The sequence below is a fragment of the Sulfitobacter sp. 1A15106 genome, assembly GCF_043556995.1.
GTDB lineage: Bacteria > Pseudomonadota > Alphaproteobacteria > Rhodobacterales > Rhodobacteraceae > Sulfitobacter > Sulfitobacter faviae.
Genome location: NZ_JBIFFM010000012.1, coordinates 1 through 19,503, shown reverse-complemented (window position 1 = coordinate 19,503; position 19,503 = coordinate 1). Strand labels below are relative to the sequence as shown.

The following is a 19,503-nucleotide window of genomic DNA, read 5'->3' as shown; positions in this document are numbered from 1 at the left end:
GTCAGCCGCGTTCTAGCGGGCGCGTACCAGTTCTCGTTCGGGAGCTTGGCCATCTTCAAATTCTGCATCCACAGTCGCCTCGTTCGCCTGTTCAACTCTTGACCCGTGACACGACTTTCCCATCATCCTGTGCATGACGACATGCGCACCAAGACAAAGTGCGAGCGGCGCAAAAAGGCCGACGTTGCCCCACAGACCCGCGATCGTGCCGCCTGCAATAAAGAATGCGGCGACTGGAAACAACATAACGGCACAACAGGCCATCATACCATACTGCATCAGTTTCGATGAACCGGTGGATTTTTGACTTTGATTGTCAGACATGTAGCTCTCCAGAATATGCTCGTGTTCTTCTGCGACATTCCAGTGAGGCAAGGTCAAGGGTACATTCGGATACAATTTGATCAGATGACAGCCTGCGGGTCGTTGACCAAGTTGGCCCGTCAGGTTGCCAGATCCAACGCATAGGACAGGAATGTGACGAGGGGGATCGGGGTCAGGCTGAACAGCAAGGCCATGCTCATTGTCCTGAACATGGTAGGCTTCGATGCCTCGCCAGAAGGTTCTGTCAGAACCACCAGAAGCGCGATGAAGGTGCCGGGCGCCAGGGCATAGAGATATACGCCCGAGATGTTCCCAAACATGAACGACCGCTCGAGCGTTGGTCCGACCACGCTCAAAGCTGTTGCACGGCTGCCGTTGAACGAGCCGAACAGATCGGCCGACATCACATAGACGGCAATGTGAACCCCAATGAATGCGACACTCCGCAGCAGGCCATCTAAAACCAGGTAAACAATCGGCCGATGCTGGTACTGCTTCAGCGCGACCGATGCGGAAACGAACCCCAAGTAATTCACGAGGAAAACGACCACAAACCCATTGGTAAAGACCTGCCGGAGGAAGCGCGAGAGCGCGGTCCCATTCGTCAGCAGCAGCGTCGCAAAACCAGGCGTTGCGAGGATGTAGACAAGCAGGAACGGCAATATGCTTGCCAAGCTCAGAACGGATACGTTCCAACAAAATCTGCCGAATGGTAAGGTCGGCGAAAAACTTTGTCGGAACGTATCGCGGGCAAACACGTCAGCCGTGGGTTGCGAAGACTTGCGTCGACCCATCCATCAGTACAAGCAGCACATCATAGGGATCACCTTGGGGGCCCATGCCGGGCGAACCCATGGGCATTCCCGGTGCTGTCAGTCCGCGCGCGACAGGTTTTTCGCTCAGCAACCGCCCGATGTCAGCCGCAGGCACGTGACCCTCGACGAAATATCCGCCCACGGACGTAGTGTGACATCCTGCCAGTTCCGGCGCGATGCCGTGTTTCTGCTTCAGAACCTGAAGCGTGTCGTAATCCACGTCCTCGACCGATGCCTTGAAACCGGCAGCGATCATCTCATTTACCCAAGCGCCGCAGCAGCCGCAGGTCGGTGTCTTTGTCACCTGCAACGTGGGTGCGGCGGTTTGCGACAAAGCAGGCCCGGCCAAGGCCAGGCTGAGTGCCGTAAGGCCAAATTCACGTCGGTTCACTTAAAACTCCTCGATGTTCTTCCTTAAATAGTTGCTCGGTATCCCGAAGTCGACTGCCCGCGCTGTTACATTTGGCTACAAACACGGGATGGGCGTCCCTTGGTGAAAATGACTATGTTGGCGGCATGAGCGATCTGCCACGCATCCTTGTCGTCGATGACCATTCAGAGATTCGGAAATCCGTCACCAGTTATCTGGAACGCAACGGCATGCGTGCTTCAGCGGCGGAAAATGCAGTTGAGATGGACGCAAGGCTGGCGGAAGCGCATTTCGATCTGATTGTCCTCGATGTGATGATGCCGGGGGAAGACGGGCTGTCCGCGTGCAGGCGATTGCGCAAGGAAGGGCATATTCCGATCCTGATGCTGACCGCATTGGGTGACGACGAAGACCGCATCGCGGGTCTGGATGGCGGGGCAGACGATTATCTCGCCAAGCCGTTTAATCCCAAGGAACTGGTGGCGCGGATCAACGCGATATTGCGTCGGACGCAGCTGATCCCAAAACCGAATGGTTTTGCGGGGAAAACGTTGAAGTTTGCACACCTAAAGCTGGATTTCGATGGCCGCACACTGATTGACCAAGGCGGTTCGCGTACGCAACTTACATCCGGTGAACTCAAACTCCTGACCCTGTTCCTGCAAAGGCCAAGGACGGTCATTGGCCGCGACGAGCTGCTCAAATTGAGCACCGGCCGGGTCGCCGGTCCATTGGACCGAACCATCGACAATCAGGTGAGCCGGTTGCGCCGGAAGATGGAAGAGGACGTTTTGCGCCCGAAGATCATCGCGACTGTCCGGCATGGGGGGTATAGTCTTTCCTGCGATGTCGAGATTTGCGAATGAAGCTGCTTCCGCGGACGTTGCGTGCACAGATTGCCCTTCTGGTCCTCGGTGTCTTGATCCTCGCGCAAGCTCTGAGTCTTTGGTTTTTCGTTGATGAACGCTCGTTAGCCATTCAGGCCGCCATCGGTGCCGAAGCCGCCGGAAGGGCCGCAAATGTCGCACAGTTGATTGAAGGCGCACCCCCGGAATTGCATGCCCAGATCGTCCGCGCGGCAACGTCTCCGCTCGTACGGTTCGACCTTACAGACGAGCCGTCGGTTGCACACGGACAACACGATGACGGTGGAGCGGTCGAAGCGCGGATACGGGCACTGCTTCAGGAAAGCTACAGCCGGGATATCCGGGTTGAGGTTCATGAAATCGAGGGAGGTCTGCTGCCCCTTCCGAACCTGTCACCGGAAATGGCGCAAATGCACGCCGAAATGATGCAGGGCAGCCTTGCGGCCATCGAGATGGAGCTGTCCATTGCGCTGTCCGGTGGGAATTGGCTCAACATCGAGACGCGGTTCGAACGGCCGCCTCTGCAAAGGTCGCTGGCGTCCAACATATCCTTTGCACTGACTGCGGGACTTCTGCTGGTTGCAAGTTTCTGGTTTCTCCTGTCCCGACTGACCGGACCACTCAACGATCTCGCGACTGCGTCCGAACGTCTGGGTCGCGGCGCCGCCAAGGGCGATCTGCCGGTCGTAGGGCCGAAGGAAGTTCGGGATCTGACCCGATCATTCAACATCATGCAGGATCGCCTGACGCGATTTGTCAGTGACCGGACCCAGATGCTTGCAGCGCTTGCGCATGATCTGCGCTCGCCTTTGACGGCGCTTAGGGTGCGGGCCGAAATGGTGGACGACGAAGACACGCGCACGTCCTTGGTGGCGTCAAGTGAAGAGATGCAACGGATGGTCGATGCGACCCTCGATTTCGCGAAGGGCGTCGGACAGCATGAAGAGGTCCAATCGGTTGATTTGCACGATCTGATCACTGGTATGGGCTTGGACAAGGTTCAGGTGACCAGCCAAGGTCCACTCATCGTATCCGTGAAACCAAGCGCGATGGGGCGCGCGTTGAGAAACCTGATTGAGAACGCGATCCGCTACGGGAGTGAGGCCAGGGTTTCGTGGCAACGCATGGGCAGTGAGGTAGTGGTCGCCATCGACGATCAGGGGCCCGGTATTCCCGACAATCAGCTGGAGGCTGTTTTCGGACCCTATGTCAGGCTCGAGACGTCGCGATCACAGGATACCGGCGGTCATGGCCTGGGGCTGTCGATTGCGCGCAGCATCATCCTTGAGCACGGTGGTTCTATCGAACTGAAAAACCGCACTGATGGGGGTCTGCGCGCTGAAATCACGCTGCCCGTCAAACAAAGCGCCGAGTCAGCCCCGAAAGAGGAAGGCTCGCCACATATGGCGCGGGTTGTTCGTCACCTCAAACCCGACTAGTTTAGTGAGGCAAGTATATGAAACGAAGATATTTCCTGACTTCTGTTGCAGCTCTTTCGGTGAGTGGAAAAACAGCATTCGCGCATAGTGACGCAGAGCACGACCGGCGCGTCGGGCCATCTGTGGTGCCCCCGGAGCAGTTGCCGCGCCAGGTTCCGTTCACCGAGGCAGACAAACCGGGAGAAATACATGTCGATCCGAACCAGTTCGCTTTATTTTGGACTTTGCCGAACAATCGGGCAATCAGGTATACCGTCGGAATTGGCCGGGAGGGGCTCTATGAATCCGGCGAGTTCTATGTCGCGCGCAAGCAAAAGTGGCCGCGGTGGACGCCCACACCCGCCATGATAGCCAGAGATCCTGACCGATATCTTCGTTTTGCGGGCGGTGTGCCCGGTGGGCTGAACAATCCACTCGGTGCCCGCGCCTTGTATCTTTACCAGCCAGGGCGTGGGGACACCTACCTGAGAATTCACGGCACAACGGATCCGAAGACGATTGGTCGACGTGTCTCAAACGGCTGTGCAAGGCTTACCAATAATCAGATCATCGAACTCTATGAGAAGGTCCCGCTCGACACGCGTGTTGTCCTGAAACCCATCGAGGTTTGAGGCAGCAGCGCGAAGACGTGTCCGTTGGCCGGGATACATATCGTTACATAATATCAGGCCCCGGACTGTTCATGAAATGCGACCAGGCGGGTAGTCTAGTGGATAGGCAGACAACAACATGAGGCCATATGATGACCCGCAAGCAAACACGTGTAACGCGTCGAGCATTCACGGCAGGTGCCGCATCGGCAGCTTTCGCGGCCCCGTCCATCCTGCGTGCGCAGGTGGATCAAACCAGTGTCCGAAGGAATATCTCATCGTTTCGTACACACGCTTGGCAAGACCACTTTGACGCTTTGGACAAGGGTATCATCATCGCAGACACCGTTACCCGCGTGATGCAACACTGGACGGCCGATGGCGAAATGCGCATTTATCCGACATCGGTTCCCTTGTCTGACGAGCTGACAAAGCGCGGCTACACGACAGTCACGTTCAAGGACCCCGAACCTGACTGGACCCCTACACCCTCCATGCGCGAACGTGACCCGTCTTTGCCAGCCTATATGCCGCCCGGGCCGGATAACCCGTTGGGCGTCCGTGCCCTGCACCTGAGTTGGACGTACTACAGGATTCACGGCACCCATGATACGCGCAAGATCGGAAGACGCTCTTCAAGCGGGTGTATCGGTCTCTACAACGAGCAAATCATCGAGGTGTTCGAAAGGACACCGGTCGGCACGCAGGTACGATTAATCTGATGTCGAAGTCCGGCATCCTGATTGCGGCGTTTTTTGTCGTCGGTGGCGCGGTTGTGATCTGGCAGCAATTGCAGCCATCGTCTTCGATGCCCGGCCACACAATGACAACGCCTGATCTTTCGCAGACGGAAGAGGGCGCGCCGATTGCAGACGTGGTTGTGCCTGCTGAATTCTCAGCAAATGCCCAATTGGGAAAGCGTGTTTTCGATGGCGCTTGCGCCGCTTGTCACGGTGCGAATGCTGCCGGACAGAATGGCGTGGCACCGCCGCTTGTCCACAAGATCTATGAACCGAGCCATCACGGTGACGCCGCTTTTTTGCTTGCCGCGAAACAAGGTGTCAGAGCGCACCATTGGAAGTTTGGCAATATGCCGCCAGTTGAAGGCGTCACGCCCGGCGATGTGAAGATGGTTGTTGCATATGTGCGGGAACTTCAGCGCGCCAACGGGATCAATTGACAGGAATGACCAACTTGAACATGAAGATATGGATTACTGCCATTGCGATCGGGACGACCGGCGTTGCTGCCTTGGCGCATTCCGGAGCAACCGGCGTGGTGCTGGAGCGGATGCAGGGCATGTCCGCGATGGCCAAAACACTCAAGACGCTATCACCCATGATGCGGGGTCAGGTACCTTATGACGCCGATGTCGTCCGCAGGGAAGCTGGCGCGATGATCGGCCATGCCGGTGAGCAAATGACGCGACTGTTTCCTGAAGGCTCGGGTGGCGGAGTGTCCAAGGCGTTGCCGTCGGTCTGGGAAAACAGCGAAGAGTTCGCGGCCCTTGCGCAAGAGTTGAGAACAGCCGCCGAAGGATTGAAGTTGAGCGCAGGCAATGGGTTGGCCGCAGCACAGGGCAACGGTAGCGAATCAATGATGGGCGGCGCCACTGACGGGATGATGGGTGGCGGGTCCGCGCCTGCAATGGGAGGGGGCATGATGGGATCGGACCTTCCCATGACGACCGAGATGTTTGCGGACATGCCGACCGACCGTGCGTTCGCGATGGTCGCCCAGACCTGTTCGGCCTGCCACCAGAAGTTCCGCAAAGAGGACAAGTGATCAGATGCGGTGGTGGCGTTGGATCATCGGTGCGGGGGTCGTCGGCGGCATCGGCGTTGTCGCGGCAACGATAGCCTGGCCGATCGGTGCGCCAGTCTCGGACCTGACCCTGCAAGGCGATGCCCAGCGGGGGTCGTATCTGGCGCGCGCCAGTGGATGCATTGCGTGCCACACCAACTTTGAAGCTGGCGGGGCGCCATTGGCAGGAGGAGCGCCGCTCCGGACCGATTTCGGGACATTCTATCCGCCAAATCTGACCACCGATGTCGAATTCGGGATTGGCGGCTGGACAGTAGAAGAGTTTGCAAAAGCGGTAAGGCAGGGAATTTCCCCGGACGGAGACCCCTATTATCCCACCTTCACCTACCCGTTTTATGCAAATTACACGGATCAGGACATTGCCGATCTGTGGGCCGCGTTCCAGACCGTGCCAGCCGTGAATGTGCCGACCCCGTCCCATGAGGTGCCTTTTCCGTTCGATCAGCGATGGGGGATGAAACTTTGGCGGGCGGCTTTTCTGACAAAGCCTGACACCGCACCAGAGGCGGACCGAAGCGATGCTTGGAACAGGGGCAAGCTGCTGGTCAACGGGGCGGCACATTGTGCTGCCTGCCACACAACGCGGAACTTTGCAGGCGCACGCATAGTATCGAAGAGGTTTTCCGGCAACGACGCCTTGCCGGGAGGTGGCAAAGCACCTTCGATCCGGACGCGCGATCTTGTGTCCGAAGGCTGGACAACAGACGATATGGCTTATGCATTGCGATCTGGCATCACGCCGTCTGGCGACGTATTTGGTGGATCAATGGCCGAAGTCGTGCGCTATGGCACGGGCTTTCTGAGCGACGCAGACCTGAATGCGATGGCCACCTACCTGCTGGACAACAAATCATAATCTTGGGAACCCACGAATGATCACGCTCAATCGCCGCCAATTTCTGGCAACATCTGCTGCGTTCAGTGGTCTGTCGGCCAGCACTGGATTTGCGGGCACGCCATTCGCGACCCTGACAGCCCAGCAAAGCGACGTGCAGCTGCTGCCCGGCAACTATGGCAAGACATCGCTTTGGTGCTTTGACGGCGGCTCACCCGGTCCGGAGATTCGCGTGGCGCAGGGGGGGCGTGTCCAGCGCAGATTGGTCAACCGGTTTTCTCAGGGAACGTCGACGCATTGGCACGGCATCCGCATCGACAATGCGATGGATGGCGTTTCCGGCCTGACACAGGATGTGGTCCAGCCGGAGGAAACATTCGACTATGACTTTACTGTCCCGGATGCCGGGACCTATTGGTACCATGCCCATAATAGGTCGTTTGAGCAGGTGGGCAGAGGGCTTTACGGTGCACTGATCGTGGAAGAGGCCGAGCCTCTCGACATTGATCGCGAGGAAGTCCTGATCCTGGATGATTGGCTTATTGACCCCGAAACCGCGCAGATCAAAGACGACTTCGGAGCGCCTCATGATCTCAGCCACGCAGGGCGCATCGGCAACCTGCTGACGACCAATGGAACCTTCAATCTGGGCCTGAGTGCACGCAAGAACGAAAGACTGCGCTTGCGGCTGATCAATGCTGCCAATGCGCGCAATTTCCAACTGGGGCTGGAAGGCCTTGACGGTTGGGCGGTTGCTTTGGACGGCATGCCCCTGGCTGCACCCATTAAGGTGACGGAGCCGATGATCCTCGCTCCGGCTCAACGGATCGACCTGATCGTCGATGTGGTCGCGGATGTTGGTGAAACGGCTCATATTCTTCAGTTCGGCCGGGAAGAGGCCTTCAGCCAGGTTACATTCGAGGTCGTTGAGTGGGGCTCGAAAAATCGTCGAGACGCGCCTTTGGCCTTGCCGCCGAACGACCACAGGATGGTCGACTTGAGTGAAGCCACGATGCTCAGCCTGAGTATGGAAGGCGGTGCCATGGGGCGGATGAGGTCCGCTTCCCTTGGGGGCGAACTCAAGCCGATCGGCGAGATCGTCGAGGCCGGGTATTTCTGGTCGTTCAACGGCAAAGTGGACGGGATCAACGGTGATCCCCTTGCGCGGCTGGACCGCGGCCAGAATGTACGATTGAAGATCGTGAACGACACGGCGTTTCCGCACGCGATGCACCTGCATGGCATTCACTTCCACGAGGTCGCCGAAAACGGCACCCTCGGACCGCTGCGTGACACGACCCTTCTTGAACGGGGTCAGACGCGCGAGATTGCCTTTGTGGCGGACAACCCGGGCCAATGGCTGCTACATTGCCACATGCTGTCGCATGCGGCTTCGGGCATGATGACCAAGATCGTCGTTGGATGACCCCGCGATCCGTCTATCTTGCGTTGGGCGTAGTTACCGTTGCGGTGGCTACCATATTCCTGTGGACCCGGTCCGGCGGAACCGACCATACGGCGGAAAACCTCATCAACTCCTCAGCCGATGTGGCCGCGGGCGAAGTCCTCTATGCCGAAAATTGCGCCGCGTGCCATGGCGCAAATCTGGAAGGTGAAGAAAACTGGCGCAGTCCGCGTGATGACGGAAGCCTGCCCGCACCGCCGCATGATGCAAGCGGCCACACTTGGCACCACGCGGACAGCATGCTGTTCGCCTACACCAAGCTGGGGGGCGCCGAGGTTCTCGCGGCGCAAGGCGTTGACTTCAACAGCGGCATGCCCGGTTTCGGCGACCAACTGAGCGACGGGGAAATCTGGGACATCCTCGCATACATCAAGTCAACATGGCCGGAGCGTGAACGCGCCACGCAAGCCGAGCGCACGGCCCAGGATATTGCCTCACAAGGAGACGGATAATGAAAAGATTCTTGGCTACCACCGCACTGTTAATGCTTCCGATCGCTGCGATTGCAGACGGCATGGACGAAGACCGGATCAAGGAACTGGTGCTGGAAGCCATCCGCGAGAATCCGGGCATCGTGTTCGAGGCCGCGCAGTTGTTCGAACAGCAACAGCAGGCGTTGCAGGCGCAAGCCGCAGCGCAGGTTTTCGATACGGAAAAAGCCACGCTTGAAAATGATCCCAATGCGCCCGTTCTGGGCAATCCGGATGGCGATGTCACGGTTGTCGAATTCTTCGACTACAACTGCCCCTATTGCCGCCGGGTTAAACCTGAAATGGAGGCCCTGCTCGCTGCTGATCCCAACGTCAGGGTCGTTTACCGGGAATGGCCCATTCTGGGGGACGGGTCGGTTTTTGCCGCCCGCGCGGCGCTGGCGTCCCGAAACCAGGGCAAATATGAAGAGTTTCATTGGGCCATGATGCAACTGAAGGAACGCGCAGAGGAAGCATCGATTCTCCGCACTGCGGAAGACATCGGCCTCGATGTTGCACAGTTGCGTCGCGACATGAACGGACCGGAAATCGAAGAACACATACAGACTTCCATGCGGCTTGCGCAATCTCTGGGGTTCAGTGGCACACCTTCATTTGTGATCGGCGACAGTCTTGCGCCGGGCCTGATCCAGGCGGACCAGATGATCGAGCTTGTCGATCAGGCACGGGCCGCCGAATAAGGACAATCCTACGCGGCTGAAGCGTCGTAGCCAGCGTCAGCGATGGCTTGCCGCACGGTCGCCTGTTCCAATGTGCTTTGGACAGTGACAAGGCGAAGGTCCAGATCGGCCGTGACAACGGCTGATGGATCCTTTGCCTTGATGCCGCTTTCTATAGCGGATGTGCAGTGTCCACAGCTCATTTTCGGGACGGAAAAAATCATGAAGGCCTCCATTTTTGGTACAACCTCAGACTTGGTCGTTCCATCGGGAGGAAGGTCAAGCAAATATCAAAAAAAATTAGATACTCTCTTGAGCTTCCAGCAACTGGAAGCCCTATATCAGGGTAAGTTCAACCGAGGAGGCCCTCATGACCGACCCCAATACGATACGTCTATCCGTTTCCGGCATGAACTGTGCGTCTTGTGTGGGCAGGGTTGAGAAGGCTTTGAACGAGGTTCCGGGCCTTTCGAACGTCAGTGTCAACCTTGTGAACGAAACGGCTCAATTTCAGATGGATAATCCGGCCACCACGGGCGTGGCGGTCACGGCCCTCTCGAACGCCGGATACCCGGCACGGACGGGGCGCGTAACATTGAACGTAGACGCCATGTCCTGCGCGTCCTGTGTCGGTCGGGTTGAAAAGGCGCTTGTACGGACACCCGGCGTATTGAATGCGGCGGTCAATCTGGCAACCGAAACGGCTGTGGTAGAGTATCTGCCAGATGCCATCACCCCGGAAAAGATTGCCCGGATCAGTACGGAGGCGGGGTACCCGGCCGAGATTGCGCAGAGCGATGCGCACGAGGACCGATCGGACCGCAAGGCAGAAGAAGCCGACGCGCTGGCGCGCCGTGTCATCCTTGCCGCGATCCTGACCGTGCCGGTGTTCGTTCTGGAAATGGGAAAACATACCATACCCGGCTTTGAGGGCCTGATTGAGAGCACAATCGGCATTCAAACGTCATGGCTGATCCAATTCGCGCTTGCCACGGTGGTTCTTTTCGGACCGGGTTGGGGGTTCTTTGCGAAGGGCATTCCGGCGTTGATCAAGCGTGCCCCGGATATGAACAGCCTTGTCGCACTGGGAACCGGGGCGGCGTGGACTTATTCCGTAGTCGCGACCTTCCTGCCTCAGGTGCTGCCTGACGGTGTGCGCGCCGTCTATTTCGAAGCAGCGGCGGTTATTGTCGTTCTGATCTTGTTGGGTCGCTGGCTTGAAGCGCGGGCCAAGGGCAAGACCGGTGCAGCCATTCAGGCCCTTCTTGGTCTGCAGGCAAAGACAGCCAGGGTCCTGCGTGACGGGCAGGCGACCGAGGTTGACATCAAGGAACTGCGGATCGGCGATCAGATCCTCGTGCGTCCCGGTGAAAGGCTGCCTGTCGATGGCGAGGTCACAGAAGGATCAAGCAACGTCGATGAAAGCATGATCACCGGTGAACCCCTCGCCGTGCCAAAGGCTGCTGGCGAACCGGTGACCGGCGGCACGGTGAACGGCACCGGGAGCCTGACCATAACGGCGACGCGAGTCGGGGCGGATACCACGCTGGCGCAGATTATCCGCATGGTCGAAGATGCTCAGGGGGCCAAGCTGCCGATCCAAGGCCTAGTGGATCGCGTGACCATGTGGTTCGTGCCTGCCGTTCTGGTTCTGGCGCTTGCGACTGTGGTTGTCTGGCTGCTGGTCGGTCCCGATCCGGCTCTGACCTTTGCGCTTGTGGCGGGTGTCTCCGTTCTGATCATTGCGTGCCCCTGCGCCATGGGGTTGGCCACGCCCACCTCGATCATGGTGGGGACAGGACGCGCGGCTGAGATGGGGGTGTTCTTCCGCAAGGGAGATGCGCTGCAACATCTGGATGAAGTTGGCGTTGTCGCATTGGACAAGACCGGGACGGTCACGCAAGGGCAACCCAGTTTGACAGACCTCATCACGGCCGACGGCTTTGACCGGGCAGAGACACTCGCCCTCATCGCATCTGTCGAGGCGCAGTCTGAGCACCCGGTGGCAGAGGCCATTGTGCAGTCCGCAAAGAGCGAAGGCCTGTCCTGGCCCGATGCGACGGAATTCCGGTCCGTGACCGGCTACGGTGTCGAGGCGCTTGTCCAGGGCCGCAAGGTTCATGTCGGTGCGGATCGCTTCATGGTGCAGCAGGGCATTGACACCAGCCCGCTGGAAGACCGCGAAAGGGCCTTGGCCGAAAAGGGACGCACCGCGCTTTATGCTGCGGTGGACGGATCCCTGGCGGCCGTGATTGCCGTGGCAGACCCGGTCAAATCCTCCAGCGCCGAAGTGATCGCAGCTCTGCATGATCGAGGGATCAAGGTCGCGATGATCACCGGAGACAAGAAGGCCACGGCAGATGCCATCGCCCGCGAGGTCGGGATCGACCATGTCATTGCAGGGGTGTTGCCGGATGGAAAAGTCGCCGCCCTGGACGAATTGCGGCAAGGGAACAGCAAGATCGCCTTTGTCGGAGACGGCATCAACGACGCGCCAGCGCTGGCCCATGCCGATGTCGGCATCGCCATCGGAACCGGCACGGATGTCGCAATCGAAAGCGCCGACGTGGTGTTGATGTCGGGCGACCTGCGCGGCGTGGTGAATGCCATCGACGTGTCGCGCAAGACCATGCGCAACATACGGCAGAACCTTATCTGGGCCTTTGGCTATAACGTCGCGCTGATCCCTGTGGCGGCGGGCGCGCTTTACCCGGCCTTTGGATTGCTCCTGTCGCCGGTGTTTGCCGCCGGGGCCATGGCGCTGTCCTCCGTGTCGGTTCTGACCAACGCGCTGCGGCTGCGACGGATCAAGGCGACGATGTCGGAACAGGATCCGCCCCACGACGCGGAGACGAAATTCGCAACGCAGCCCGCAGAATAGGAGACAGGTGTGAACATCGGAGAAGTATCAGAACGCGCGGGTTTGCCAGCGAAGACAATCCGCTACTACGAAGACATCGGCCTTGTCCGGCCTTTGCGCAGCGACAACGGCTATCGCGCCTTTCGCGACAGCGACATCCACAAGCTCGCATTTCTCGGTCGCGCCAGGACGTTCGGGTTCTCGATCGAAGACTGCCGCACGCTGCTTGATCTCTATGAAGATGAGACGCGGGAAAGTGCACAGGTCAAGGCTGTCGCTCAAGAGCATCTGGCCGCCGTTGACGAAAAAATCGCCCAGCTCAAGTCGATGCGAGAGACCCTGGCTCACCTCGTTGACGCCTGCCAGGGCGATCACCGCCCCGATTGTCCAATCCTGAAAGATCTGGCCAAAGACCCGTAACGCACGATGCCTGGGCCAGACATTTATGGGGTTTCATGCCGTTTCGATATATCGTCTTGAAACCCTCCAGCGCTGGAATGTTGTTCCTCCACAAATAGAATCCATGATGGAGAGATCAGATGTCTGAAGATGCGATCGGGAAATCTCGTGGCGGGTCCGACACCCGTTCAAGTGAAGGTGCAGCACATTCGGGAGGCCATTCAGGTTCATCCTATGGCCGGTTTCTGGCGATGGTCGGCACATCGACTGCGATCATGTTCGGCCTGATGTACATCAACTCGTACTCCTTCGAACATGTCTACTGGAGCGAAACCCGATTTTACATGACGTTCATCATGGGCGCGACGATGGCGACCGTGATGCTCCTTTTCATGTTGAACATGTACAAGAACAAGGGCGTCAACGCCGCGATCATTCTCGGGTCTGTCGTGATGTTCGCCGGCGCGCTCTGGCTCGTGAGAAGCCAGGAGACCATTCAGGACGAAAGCTGGATGAGCGCGATGATTCCGCACCACTCCATTGCGATCATGACAAGCGAACGGGCCGAGCTGACAGATCCAAGGGTCGAGGCGCTGGCTTCGGAAATTGTGACGGCGCAAAACCGCGAAATTTCCGAAATGCGTTTCCTCATAGATGACATTGAGGCAAATGGCGAAGCCGGTCCTGAATGGCCACTTGGTGAAGCGGACGGTCCGGCTGAAATGGAGGGGCTTCAAGAAGCGATTGCAACCCCGGTGATTGCCGGAATCCGTCCTGCACCGCTCAAAGCCGAAGAAATAACACGCGCACTGGGGTCCGACGGACAATGCCGTTTCATTCGCGCCGTGAACGCCGATCCCATTCTGGTCACGGACGGGGCGGGGAACGGCGTCGCCAAGATATCCGGATCGCTGGTCAACTTCACGTCGCAAGACACAGTGACGTCCGGTGGCGTCCTGTCTGCCGATGGTGGCCAATTCACGCTGGCGCCGGGTGACGCGGACGGTGAAGACGCCACCCTGCTGTTTGAATTGACGGGAGAGACGCCTCTGACTGTCGGATTTACCGGGTATTGGACCTGCAACGGTTAAAGGATTTAAAGGAACGCGTCATGACGAGAGAGGCAAAATCCACCCCGAAGACGGCGGTTTTGTACCGAATGGTGATGGAGGAGCATGTTTGTCCCTATGGGCTGAAAATCGAAGGACCTGCTTGAGCGGGAGGGGTATTCGATTGAGGACCGGCCTCTGAACACCCGCGAGGAAACGGATGCTTTCATGGAAGAACACGGTGTCGAAACGACTCCGCAGACCTTTATCGGCAATGAAAGAATTGGTGGCTATGACGCGCTGAGGGAATTTTTCGGCCAGGACGTAAAGGATGACGACGAGACGACTTATCAACCCGTCATTGCGATATTCGCGGTCGCATTCCTTATGGCGCTTGGTCTCAGTTGGGCGTTTTACGGTTCGATCCTGACGCTGCGGGCATTCGAGTGGTTCATCGCGATCTCGATGAGCTTTCTTGCTGTTCAAAAACTGCAGGACGTCGAGACGTTTTCCACGATGTTTCTGAACTACGATCTGCTTGCCCAGAAATGGGTGCGCTATGGCTATGTCTATCCCTTCGGCGAAGCACTTGCCGGTATTCTCATGGTCGCCGGTGCCTTGGTCTGGATCAGCGCGCCTGTTGCACTGTTCATCGGTACGGTCGGAGCGGCTTCAGTTTTCAAGGCCGTCTACATCGATAAGCGCGAGATCAAGTGCGCCTGCGTGGGCGGCGGTTCAAACGTGCCGCTGGGTTTCGTGTCCCTGACCGAAAACCTGATGATGATATTCATGGGCGTCTGGATGTCGGCGCGTGCGATGGGCCTCTTTTAGGCCTAACCATCCGTTTTCAAAGCGGTCACAGGGTCGCCAAGTGCAGCCCTGCTCAGCGCGTCGAGAACGGCTTCGGACGTCAGAACCTCGGACAGGATGATCCCGTCTGGCGCGTTTGGCCCGTAGACGATGTTGAACGGGATGCCAAACCTGTTGTGGCTTTCCAGATACCGGGAAATGTCAGTGCTGGGCCTAGTCCAGTCTGCCCGCATCGCAACGACATTATCACCCCGCAGTTGGTCGACCACGGGCGCACGGTCCAGCACCAGCGTCTTGTTGGCCTTGCACGTCAGGCACCAGTCTGCGGTCACGTCGACAAAGACGGTTTTTCCCTGCGACACCAGTTTCGGTATCTCGGAGCGATCGAACGCGACCCAGTCCTGGCCCACCGCTCTCGTCTGCGGCGGGATTGTCAGCGCCGTCGGCACCAGAAGGCTGAGAACAGCAACCACCACCAGCGCTGTCGGGCGCGTCAATCTGCCCGGCAAACGTATTGTTGCGAGAAGAATGAAAAGGCTCGTCATAAGCAGCACGGTCATGGCCACCCGGCCACCCGCCACCCCTATCAGTACCCAGAGCAGCCAGATCGCGGTCCCGGCCAGAAGACCGGCAAGCACCCATTTGACGACAACCATCCAACGTCCCGGCCTGGGCAACAACCGGACCAGACCAGGCTTCCCCGCCAGAACCAGATAGGGCAGGGAGAGCCCAAGCCCCAGAGCCGTGAAAACGAGAATGACATCAATCGGGCGCCCGGACAGGGCAAAGGCAACCGCTGTCCCCAAAAACGGGGCCGAGCAGGGCGTGGCCAGCACCGCCGCGAAGGCGCCTGTTGCAAAATCTCCGCCATACCCGTCGCGACCGCTTGATCTGGCCAGCCGTGACTGCAACCCGGAGGGCAATGAAACTTCGAACACCCCGAACAGATTGGCAGAGAACACGGCAAGCACCAGAAACATGACGGTCAGGAAAACAGGGCTTTGGAATTGCAGGCCCCACCCAACGGTGACGCCGACGGATTGCAGAACCAGAATGATTGCGGCGAGGGCCCACATGAACACCAGAACGCCAAGCGCCGACATCAGGAACCCATTCCGGACCTCGTGCGCTGGCTTGTTTCCATGATTGAGAACCGATGTCAGCTTGATGGACAGGACAGGCAGAACACAGGGCATGACATTCAGGATCAGACCGCCAAGAAAGGCAAAGGCCGCAATCGCCAGGATTTGCGTCAGATCCGGCAGGTTCGCCATAACCTCGAATGGTGCACCCGGGATGCGGTCTGACCAAGCGGGCTGCGCTGTCACCGCGCGTGATCCATCGGTCAAAGTCAGTTGCAGGGGCGGCGGATCCTCCCCTTGCGCGAGAAGAGGCAGCTTGGCCCAAAGGGCTGTTCCCGCATCATCGGTTCGGATGTCCGGTTTGCCAAAGGTGAATTCCGGCCCCAGTTCCGGAAAGATATCCGGCTTCACAAAGGCATTCGCACTGCGCGCCGTCACATAAAGCGCATCATCCGCGATCACCGCCGTTTCGACAATGATGTCGCTCTCTTCGGGACCAAGCGGCACCCGCTGGGCATACTCCGAAATCAGGCCCGCCGCCTTCGCGTCAATCCCGGTGCCCGCCGGAATTGTCAGTGCGAGATCGAAATCATGCGGCACACAGACAGTCGAGCACGCCAGCAATGAAACACGCGCCTGCAATGTTGCGGACTGGCCCGCAGTTTCGAGAACTGCCTGAATGGGCAGGACGACACGGGTCTTGTAGCCAAAATTCTCGATGCCGAATGCCGTGAAGCGCTCAGGCGCGGGCCAGAGCATCTGTGCGCTCACCAGATTTTCCGATCCATCCCATGAAATTTCAGGCGGCAGACCCACCTCGCCGGGCGAACGCCAATAGGCTTTCCAGCCCTCGGCCAGCTCGACATCCAGGCCAAGGGAAAGGGTTCTGGAGGTTTCCGCGACCCCATTTTCAACGGAGATGAGCCGGGCCGTGATTGTTGAATTCTCGTAGGTATCGCTCGATGCAGCAAAGCCCATGGAGGCCCAAAGGCAAGCCATGAGAAGGAAGAATAGGCGCAACGTGGTTCGCATCATCTTTTGGCTCGCTTCCACCCTTGTCCCGAGATCGAAATCCGAAGCACCTCTATGGCTGCATCTCCCGGTTGGTCAACTTTACAAACGGATACAATGTCGTTTGTGAAGCCATCCCGCTACGAGAATAACGCGACGAAGTCCGCGTTCGTAGCAGGAAGGCCAATAGAAGCTTTTTTCTTCATTGAACATTTCAATCGCAACCGCGGCCTCCAACCTTCCAGCGCTGGAAATTGAAACCAAATGCGGATGACTTAGTTGAACGCTTAGCAATTGAGAGAAGGAAGAAGAGGTGTTGTCACATTAACGGTCCTGAGGTTGCTGGTTCATTGATCTGGGCGTAGGCGGTGTCGATGCAGACACAAAAGATCAGCTACAAACGCCACCGGTTTCCGCCTCAGATCATCGCTCATATTGTCTGGCTTTACGTCCGGTTCAACTTGAGCCTGCGCGAGGTCGAAGAGCTGATGCTGGAACGTGGCGTCGACGTTTCGTATGAGACAATCCGGCGCTGGAGCGTCAAGTTCGGCCCCCTGATCGCCCACGTTCTACAGCGACGGCAGCCGCGCCCCGGCGATGTCTGGCATCTGGACGAAGTCGTTGTGAAGATCGCGGGTCGGTCATACTGGCTCTGGCGCGCGGTCGACCAACACGGCTTTGTTCTTGAGGAAATTCTCCAATCGAGACGAGACAAGCGCGCCGCAAAGCGGCTTTTGGTCAAGCTGATGAAACGTTGGGGCTTCGTGCCAAAAAGGATCATTACGGACAAGCTGCGCTCCTATGGTGCCGCAAAGCGCGAGGTCGCGCCTGGCCTTGATCATTGGTCACACAAGGGACTCAATAACCGCGCAGAAAACAGCCACTTGCCCTTCCGAAAACGAGAGCGGGTGATGCAAGGCTTCCGATCGCCGGGTGGATTACAACGCTTCGTATCTATGAAGTCTGCAACCCGCAATAGTTTCTCTGTCCCAGCCCGCCGCCGCTCTGCGCTCACCATCCGCTACCATCGGCTCGAAGCATTCGAGGCGTGGAAATCCGCGGCACAGGCCGCTTGATCAACGAACAGCTTGCCAACTTGCAAATTCGGCGAGTTAACGTGACAACACCAGCCGGAGGGCCTGGTCGGCGGGAACGAATTTGTCTCTTGGCAAGGATTGGAGCGGTCGACGGCTGTCGGGCCGGTACAAGGCTTCAAAGATACGGCCAGCGTTGTTTGGTGGCCGATCGCCCTCATAGGAGGCGCCCATGGGACAGCGCCAGATTTGCAGCGGCGGTTCCACTGGCCAAGGCGTGATACGCCTGATGAATTCGGCGCGAGCTCGGGCGCAAGGGACGGAAGCGGGCCAGCCGCCAGACAGACACAAGAGGATCGCGCAGTCGATCGGGTATGTCTGCGCTCGGGCGGACATTGGTAGCGAAAGACCAGTCACGGTGAAAGCGACTGCAACCGAGGGGAGGAGCTTCTTGATCAGATAGTGCATGCTGCGGAACCTCCGTGAGAGGAGTCCAGCATATATACGATAATATACTATCGCAATGTGAGCGATACCTGAACTGCGACTCATGTTGGGATCAGGGTAGGGGCGTCATCGCATTTCCTCCAACATCTTTTCGCGGAAGACCTCAGCTGGCGTTTTCCATCCAAGGCACTTGCGCGGCGTATTGTTGAGGCGATCACAGATCACCTTCATATCGTGATCTGTGCATTGCCGGATATCGCGTTTGCGGGGCAACCACCTTCGAAGGCGTCGGTTAGTGTTCTCGACTGTGCCTTTCTGCCAGGGGCTGGAGGGGTCGCAGAACCACGTCTGGGTTCCGATCTCGGCTTGCAGGTGGGGCCAACTGACAAACTCGGTTCCGCGGTCAAAAGTGATGGACCGACGGGCGACGAGGGGGAGGTCTTTGATGGCGCTCATGATCTTGGCCATGACCGGCTTGGTGCGCTTGTTCGGGTTTTTCAGGATCACAGTGAAGCGGCTGACGCGCTCAACCAGTGAGGTAACGTTGGACTGGCCAAGCTTTTGTTTAAACAGCATCAAATCAGCTTCCCAATGACCGAACTGACGGCGATGAGCGACATCATCGGGTCGGAACAGAATGCTGACATCGCGGTGGAATTTGGGTTCTCTGCGCCTTCTGGTGCGACGTGGTCTGCGGGCGACACGGTGGGTCGGTAGATACCACCACAGGTCTTCGCGCTGACCTTCCTTGGAGTAGATGTAACGATAGATGGTTTCCTGACAGACCCTGAGAGGAGCGCGTTCGTGAATCATACGGTTACTGATCTGCTCTGGTGTCCAGCCGTTCTTGATACGCTCGATCACGCACTTGCGAAGCTCAGGATGTTTGATCAGTTTGCGCTCTCGAGCACGACGTTCCGCTTGCATCAGGTGAGCAGCGGCACCGTAATAGCCATCGCAACCCGGCATGCTTTCGTCCGAAAAATGGTTGCGCTTTAGCTCGCGAAATATCGTTGATCTGCAGCGCTTCAGAACGCGCGCCATCTCATCAACTGGGACCTTAGCGTGTCTCCAGCGTTCTATCTTGCGTCGTTCTGTGATACTCAGTTGGTCGTAAACGGCTCCCATACCGA

At 58.1% G+C, this 19,503-nt stretch carries 20 protein-coding genes and 2 pseudogenes; 15 read left to right on the top strand and 7 right to left on the bottom strand.

Annotated elements, in window-relative coordinates; translation table 11 throughout:
• Nucleotides 1-12: 12 nt before the first annotated feature.
• From ACGYKA_RS16910 to ACGYKA_RS16900, 3 genes are all read right to left on the bottom strand, one after another.
• Nucleotides 13-324, bottom strand: a complete 312-nt coding sequence (locus ACGYKA_RS16910) for a DUF2933 domain-containing protein (protein WP_037953520.1) — start codon at nucleotides 322-324, stop codon at nucleotides 13-15.
• A 119-nt stretch (nucleotides 325-443) separates the two neighbouring features.
• Nucleotides 444-986: a hypothetical protein gene (locus ACGYKA_RS16905; RefSeq protein WP_050672448.1), complete on the bottom strand. Its 543-nt coding sequence runs from the start codon at nucleotides 984-986 to the stop codon at nucleotides 444-446.
• Nucleotides 987-1,083: 97 nt separating this feature from the next.
• Nucleotides 1,084-1,530, bottom strand: a complete 447-nt coding sequence (locus tag ACGYKA_RS16900; RefSeq protein ID WP_043847208.1) for a DUF411 domain-containing protein — start codon at nucleotides 1,528-1,530, stop codon at nucleotides 1,084-1,086.
• A 125-nt stretch (nucleotides 1,531-1,655) separates the two neighbouring features.
• Between ACGYKA_RS16900 and ACGYKA_RS16895 the strand changes: the two genes are divergently transcribed.
• The 10 genes from ACGYKA_RS16895 (at nucleotide 1,656) to ACGYKA_RS16850 (ending at nucleotide 9,699) form a co-directional block, all read left to right on the top strand.
• On the top strand, nucleotides 1,656-2,375 hold the full coding sequence (locus tag ACGYKA_RS16895) for a response regulator (protein WP_050672447.1): 720 nt from the start codon (nucleotides 1,656-1,658) through the stop codon (nucleotides 2,373-2,375).
• Nucleotides 2,372-3,814 (top strand): ATP-binding protein, encoded by a 1,443-nt coding sequence (locus ACGYKA_RS16890; protein WP_050672446.1) that lies wholly within the window; start codon nucleotides 2,372-2,374, stop codon nucleotides 3,812-3,814. Before ACGYKA_RS16895 ends, ACGYKA_RS16890 begins: the two co-directional genes overlap by 4 nt.
• Before the next feature lie 17 nt (nucleotides 3,815-3,831).
• Nucleotides 3,832-4,425, top strand: coding sequence for a L,D-transpeptidase (locus ACGYKA_RS16885; RefSeq protein ID WP_005619183.1), 594 nt, complete (start codon nucleotides 3,832-3,834; stop codon nucleotides 4,423-4,425).
• 128 nt (nucleotides 4,426-4,553) lie between these two features.
• The gene (locus tag ACGYKA_RS16880; protein WP_043847205.1) at nucleotides 4,554-5,126 is read left to right on the top strand and encodes a L,D-transpeptidase; all 573 of its coding nucleotides are present in this window, start codon (nucleotides 4,554-4,556) and stop codon (nucleotides 5,124-5,126) included.
• Nucleotides 5,126-5,584 carry a cytochrome c gene (locus ACGYKA_RS16875; protein ID WP_005619178.1) on the top strand — a complete coding sequence of 153 codons (459 nt, stop codon included), beginning with the start codon at nucleotides 5,126-5,128 and terminating at the stop codon, nucleotides 5,582-5,584. Before ACGYKA_RS16880 ends, ACGYKA_RS16875 begins: the two co-directional genes overlap by 1 nt.
• 5 nt (nucleotides 5,585-5,589) lie before the next feature.
• Complete coding sequence (locus ACGYKA_RS16870) at nucleotides 5,590-6,189, top strand: cytochrome c (protein ID WP_009824484.1); 600 nt, start codon at nucleotides 5,590-5,592, stop codon at nucleotides 6,187-6,189.
• A 4-nt stretch (nucleotides 6,190-6,193) separates the two neighbouring features.
• Complete coding sequence (locus ACGYKA_RS16865; protein ID WP_009824485.1) at nucleotides 6,194-7,084, top strand: cytochrome c; 891 nt, start codon at nucleotides 6,194-6,196, stop codon at nucleotides 7,082-7,084.
• A 16-nt stretch (nucleotides 7,085-7,100) separates the two neighbouring features.
• On the top strand, nucleotides 7,101-8,489 hold the full coding sequence (locus ACGYKA_RS16860) for a multicopper oxidase family protein (protein ID WP_050686572.1): 1,389 nt from the start codon (nucleotides 7,101-7,103) through the stop codon (nucleotides 8,487-8,489).
• Entirely contained in the window at nucleotides 8,486-8,980 is a 495-nt protein-coding gene (locus tag ACGYKA_RS16855) for a cytochrome c (RefSeq protein WP_005619169.1), read from the top strand. The genes ACGYKA_RS16860 and ACGYKA_RS16855 overlap by 4 nt, the downstream gene beginning before the upstream one ends.
• Nucleotides 8,980-9,699, top strand: coding sequence for a DsbA family protein (locus ACGYKA_RS16850; protein ID WP_050686574.1), 720 nt, complete (start codon nucleotides 8,980-8,982; stop codon nucleotides 9,697-9,699). Before ACGYKA_RS16855 ends, ACGYKA_RS16850 begins: the two co-directional genes overlap by 1 nt.
• An 8-nt stretch (nucleotides 9,700-9,707) precedes the next feature.
• Here the strand turns inward: ACGYKA_RS16850 and ACGYKA_RS16845 are convergent, their stop codons facing one another.
• Nucleotides 9,708-9,902 carry a heavy-metal-associated domain-containing protein gene (locus tag ACGYKA_RS16845; RefSeq protein ID WP_043847225.1) on the bottom strand — a complete coding sequence of 65 codons (195 nt, stop codon included), beginning with the start codon at nucleotides 9,900-9,902 and terminating at the stop codon, nucleotides 9,708-9,710.
• A gap of 146 nt (nucleotides 9,903-10,048) precedes the next feature.
• Between ACGYKA_RS16845 and ACGYKA_RS16840 the strand changes: the two genes are divergently transcribed.
• From ACGYKA_RS16840 to ACGYKA_RS16825, 4 genes and pseudogenes are all read left to right on the top strand, one after another.
• Nucleotides 10,049-12,559: a heavy metal translocating P-type ATPase gene (locus ACGYKA_RS16840; protein ID WP_043847201.1), complete on the top strand. Its 2,511-nt coding sequence runs from the start codon at nucleotides 10,049-10,051 to the stop codon at nucleotides 12,557-12,559.
• A gap of 9 nt (nucleotides 12,560-12,568) precedes the next feature.
• Entirely contained in the window at nucleotides 12,569-12,958 is a 390-nt protein-coding gene (gene cueR / locus ACGYKA_RS16835; protein WP_005619161.1) for a Cu(I)-responsive transcriptional regulator, read from the top strand.
• Between the two features lie 119 nt (nucleotides 12,959-13,077).
• On the top strand, nucleotides 13,078-14,028 hold the full coding sequence (locus ACGYKA_RS16830; protein WP_050686576.1) for a DUF305 domain-containing protein: 951 nt from the start codon (nucleotides 13,078-13,080) through the stop codon (nucleotides 14,026-14,028).
• Between the two features lie 68 nt (nucleotides 14,029-14,096).
• Nucleotides 14,097-14,817: pseudogene (locus ACGYKA_RS16825) on the top strand (MauE/DoxX family redox-associated membrane protein).
• 2 nt (nucleotides 14,818-14,819) lie between these two features.
• Here the strand turns inward: ACGYKA_RS16825 and ACGYKA_RS16820 are convergent.
• Nucleotides 14,820-16,910 (bottom strand): protein-disulfide reductase DsbD, encoded by a 2,091-nt coding sequence (locus ACGYKA_RS16820; protein WP_081285562.1) that lies wholly within the window; start codon nucleotides 16,908-16,910, stop codon nucleotides 14,820-14,822.
• Between the two features lie 353 nt (nucleotides 16,911-17,263).
• Between ACGYKA_RS16820 and ACGYKA_RS16815 the strand changes: the two genes are divergently transcribed.
• A complete protein-coding gene (locus ACGYKA_RS16815; RefSeq protein WP_065331824.1) occupies nucleotides 17,264-17,965 on the top strand; it encodes an IS6 family transposase in 702 nt (233 codons plus the stop codon).
• Nucleotides 17,966-18,004: 39 nt separating this feature from the next.
• On the opposite strand, the pseudogene ACGYKA_RS16810 reads toward ACGYKA_RS16815, so the two are convergent.
• Nucleotides 18,005-18,391, bottom strand: a pseudogene (locus ACGYKA_RS16810) (hypothetical protein); the annotation flags it as partial.
• Nucleotides 18,392-18,496: 105 nt separating this feature from the next.
• On the bottom strand, nucleotides 18,497-19,498 hold the full coding sequence (locus ACGYKA_RS16805; RefSeq protein ID WP_317388860.1) for an IS30 family transposase: 1,002 nt from the start codon (nucleotides 19,496-19,498) through the stop codon (nucleotides 18,497-18,499).
• Between the last annotated feature and the right edge of the window lie 5 nt (nucleotides 19,499-19,503).